The sequence below is a fragment of the Candidatus Omnitrophota bacterium genome, assembly GCA_016929445.1.
Taxonomy (GTDB): Bacteria; Omnitrophota; Gorgyraeia; order JAFGIU01; family JAFGIU01; genus JAFGIU01.
In genome coordinates this window covers 1-4,741 of the sequence record JAFGIU010000071.1, presented here as the reverse complement: position 1 = coordinate 4,741, position 4,741 = coordinate 1, and the positions used below count along the sequence as shown (strand labels likewise).

2 protein-coding genes are annotated in these 4,741 nt (G+C 56.4%); both read right to left on the bottom strand.

The genetic code is table 11. The annotated features are described in order from the left end of the window. Positions 1 to 2,855: glutamate synthase large subunit (gltB, locus tag JW937_06250; GenBank protein ID MBN1587010.1), on the bottom strand; the 2,855-nt coding region annotated here is incomplete at its 3' end. Between the two features lie 153 nt (positions 2,856 to 3,008). Then, positions 3,009 to 4,741, bottom strand: a 1,733-nt coding sequence (locus tag JW937_06245; protein ID MBN1587009.1) for a hypothetical protein, incomplete at its 5' end; no start/stop codon positions are given.

Genomic DNA, 4,741 nt, shown 5'->3' with positions numbered 1-4,741 from the left:
TAATGGGGGGTGACGCCAAAGCGGCCCGAGGCCACCTGCTTGATAGCGCTGTACCTCCAGCTCCCGTCCGCGTCCGGCGTAAAGCGAACCGGATCCTCCCCGCCCTCTCCTGAATCACTCTTTGCGCCCAGACTATTCATGGCAATGGCCAAAGTCTCATGGGCCTCCGTGCTCAAAGCACCCAAGGACATACCCGGCGTTACAAAATGCTTGCAAATTTCTTCAATGGGCTCCACCTCCTCAACCGGAATGGATTTGCCGCACCGGTAGTCCATTAAATCGTGCAGCGCCAAAGGAGGCCGGGTATTCACCACTTCTTTGTAATCCTGGTAAGCGTCCTCATCGCCCAAGCGCACGGCCCGGTGCAAGGATTTGATCATGGCCGGATTAAAGGCGTGGTATTCACTATCCTTGCGGAAGCGCAGATAACCACCCTTCTTAAGATCCGGAATATCCTCCAGACTCTCATACGCATCTTCGTGCCGGTCCAAAAGGGTGCGGGCAATTTCTTCAAAACCGATTCCGCCGATACGGCTGACCGTCCCCGAAAAACAGCGGTCCACAACCTTGTTGTTCAGTCCCACGATTTCAAAGATCTGGGCCCCGCGGTAGGAGTCCATCAGAGAAATCCCCATTTTGGACATAATCTTGAGCAAACCCGCGTGCACGGCCTTGCGGTAATTGCGATAGGCGGTCTCGAGCGCCTCCTCGCTACCGGCTTTATCCTTGAGTTGGTGGCGGATCAGGGCCAGGGTCAGGTAGGGATTGACACAGCTCACCCCATAACCCAACAGCACGGCAATCTGATGCACATCCCTGGGCTCGGCGCTTTCGAGCAAAAGAGAAACATCCAGGCGCTGGCCTTGGCGGATCAGGTGGTGATGCACCGCGCCCACTGCCAAAACAGCGGGCACAGCGACCTGCTTCGCATCCGTTCCCTTGTCGGACAGAATCAAAAGAGTCTTTCCCTCTTCCACTGCTGCGGAGGCCTCTTCACACAATCGCGTCAGCGCCTTTTCCAGGCCCTCAGGCCCCCCGGATACGGGAAAGAGCAGGCTCAAAGTGGTGCTCGGGAATTTCTTCTGGTGCCCGGATCGGATGGCCTGGAGCTCTTCGTCAAAAAGCAAAGGACTCTCGAAATACAGGGTATTTTCAGCCGGATCCCCGGTCAGAAGATTGGGCTTCTTGCCCATGAGCGTACCTACAGACATGACCAAATCCTCGCGCAAGGGATCAATGGGAGGGTTCGTGACCTGGGCAAAGAGTTGCCTGAAATACGTGTACAGGAGACGCCTTTCCTTTGAGAGCACGGAAATCGGGGTATCATCGCCCATGGAATAGATGGCCTCTTTGCCGTTGGCCATCATGGGCTCAAGGATCATCTGGATCTCGTCATGATCCCAGTTAAAGAGCACCTGCTGGCGCCGGAGCTCGTCCCGCGTGTAGTCCCCGGAAGGGGCCTTAAATTTCTGCAAAGGCTGCAAATCCGTCACATGCTTGTCGAGCCAGGAATGGTACGTGGCCCCGGCCTTGGCAAATTCCTTCTTGATCGCGTCGTTGTCGTAGATCTTGCCCTTTTGAGTGTCAATGGCGATCATCTGTCCCGGGCCCAAACGGCCGCGGTGTACGACCTTGGCCGGGTCCCACTCCACGACCCCGACCTCAGAGGCCATGATCACGATATCGTCATCGGTCACAATGTACCGCGCCGGCCTCAACCCGTTGCGGTCCAGGGTGGCCCCTACGGTCTGCCCGTCCGTAAAAGCCACGGCAGCAGGACCATCCCAGGGCTCCATCAAACAAGAGTAGTACCGGTAAAAGGCTCTGAGGTCCGGATCAAAATCATCCATATTCTGCCAGGCCTCGGGAATCATCATGGCCAGAGCCTCCAAAACTCCGCGGCCACTGCGCACATAGAATTCCAGCGCATTGTCCAGGTCCGCGGAATCGCTCCCCCCGGGCTGAATGACAGGCCTGAGGGATTCCATATCCTTCTTCCAAACGGAATTCTCCAGAAAGGCCTCACGCGCACGCATCCAATTCTGATTCCCCTTGATGGTATTGATTTCCCCGTTGTGTCCCAGCATGCGGAAGGGTTGGGCCAAATACCAGTTGGGAAAGGTATTGGTGCTGTAGCGCTGGTGGTAGACGGCAATAGCCGACTTGTAGAGCGGATTTTTCAGATCCTTGTAGAACGCTTCAAGCTGGGGCGCCACCAACAGGCCCTTATAGTTCAAGGTCCGGCAGGAAAGGGAAGGTAAATACAAATTAACCAGATCGTGCCCCAGGGCGTTCTTCTCGATCTTCCGGCGCGCCATGTAGAGACCGCGTTCAAAACCCGGCCCTTGGGGAAGCTTGCCGCGCCCCAGAAGGATTTGTTCTATCTCCGGCTTGGTCCTCAGGGCCTTATCGCCCAGAACGCTGGGATCCACAGGCACCCGCCGCCATCCAAGCACTTCGAGGCCCTCCTGGGTCAACACTTCCTCTATATACGAGCGCGCGGACTTGTGGGTCTCCTTGGACAAAGGCATAAACACCATTCCCACGGCAAAATCTTCCGGCTTGGGGAGAGTCCTGCCCTCTGCCTTGGCCTCGGACTCAAATAGCTCATAAGGGACTTGGGTCAGCAGCCCGGCCCCGTCTCCGGTCTTGGCATCGGCGTCCACCGCGCCCCGGTGTGTGAGATTGACCACCGACTGCACGGCCATGCGCACGATTTCATGGGAGCGCTTGCCTTTGATATGGGCGACAAAGCCTGTCCCACAGCCGTCCTGCTCAAAGATCGGGGAATACAACCCGTTCAGGACCGGATCGGAATGAGATGAAGTTCTGGGGTCAAACACTGTCTTATCCATTTGCAATACCTGTGGTTACGGACATACGGCTAAGGTGGGCTTGGGCGCAAGATGTCCTGAGATTTTACCAAAAAAGCCAACCCAATTCAATGTGGAGTCAGAGGATACTCACTTTGGGACGGGAAGGAACATCTCCGGGGGCCAATCCGGCCCTTACTCGGGTCCTATCTGGCCCACAAGACTCTGGACCCGATTCAACCGGGCATTCATCTCCTGCCTGGTGGTCTCGTTCTGGGCGATTTCCCTGCGGTACTCATCCACCTTCTTGGTCAGCTGTTGCACCTCGCGCTCCAGAGCCTCATTACGCTTGGCCGTGCTATTGAGCTCTTTTTCAAGATCCTTGGCTTGGGCCCGGGTTCCGGCGTGCGCCTCATTCAGGTTATTTGCCTCATTCTGGACCTTTTCTAAATGCGCTTTTGCCTGGTCCCGCTCCGACTGAGTTTGCTTAAGTTCTGCGGCCATTTGATCCAACCGGGACCGCCACTCTTGACGGCCGCTTTCCAGGCGCTTGATCGCATCCCGCAGCGCCGCCATCTCTTCACGGGAACGCTGTTCAACCGTCTGAAGTTCACCGGCCATCTCGCTGAGCTTGATATCCCTGGATTCCTTAAGAGAGGCCAGCTTGCCTTGTTCTCTCTGTTCAATGGCATTAATTTGGGTCTTATATTTCTGATCCAGCTCTGCCAGCTGATTCAAAGCCCCTTGCTTTAGGGTTTCGATCTCTGCCCTGGAACTCTGTTCCAAGGCCAGAATATCGCGGTCCAATCGCTCTGCCTTTTCAACGGCCTGGGCCATTTGAGCCTGCAGCTCAGTTTTTTCCGCCTGCAATTGGGCCAGAGAATTCTCCAGGGAACCGACCTGCTGGGCCTTGGCTGCCTGGATATCGAGTTCTTCGCGCAATCCGGCCAGGGTCTTTTCCGTACTCTGCATACGCGCTTGCCAGCCGGAAATCTTTTTGTCCGCATCCGCTTGCGCCTTTACGAGCTCTGCGCGCAAGGATTCAATCTCACTCTGTGCCTTGGACTGAGACTCTTCGAGTTTCCTGCTCCAACTTTCCCCTGTCTTCTGCGCAGCAGCCTCGGCCTGCTTGAGCCTCTGCGACCATTCCCGCTCAGACTCTTGCTGGGCCTTTGCCAATTTCTGAGCCCATTCCTCCGCAGTCTTCCGGGCCGTTGCCTGCGCCTGATCCAATTTCTGGGCCCACTCCTCCGAAGTCTTCCGGGCCGTTGCCTGCGCCTGATCCAATTTCTGGGCCCACTCCCCCGCAACCTTTTGGCCTGTTTCCTGGGCCTGCTCGAGCTTCAAGGCCCATTCGCGCTCGCTCTTTTGCGCCGCGGCTTCCGACTCTGCACGCACAGCCTTCAGCTCCTTCTGCATCTGCTTGAGATTATCCTCACCAATGCCCTTCTGCTCGGCAAGCTGCGCTGTCCGGATCTCAAGTTGCTGATACTGGGTCTGCAGTTTGGCCAATTCCTCTTCAGCACGCTGGGCAATTTGGATCTGTGTCTGCGCGCTTTGCAATTCCTGCTGGGTCTTTTCCCGCGCTGCGACAAGCTCTTTAATCTGAGTTTTCAATGCCTCGTCGCTCTCGGCATACTGTTGTTTCTGGCCCAAAATCTCTTTTCTCAGGTCCTCCACCTGGTCATAGGAAGCCAGCAGCTCCTGCTGGCGCTTTTCATAGCTGTCCCGCAGCACATCCATATCAGCCTTCAAGGACTTGGCCTGCCTGCGGGCCTCCTCAAGATCCTTGGAGCGGGTCCGGGCCTGCGCCAACTCAGCACTCAAACCGGCCAGCTTCTGGCTGTATTCCTTTTCAGCCTTTTGCGAACGGCTGAGATCCTCGTTCAGCGAGCTGAGCTTCTTGTCCGCAGTCTGGACTTGAGCCT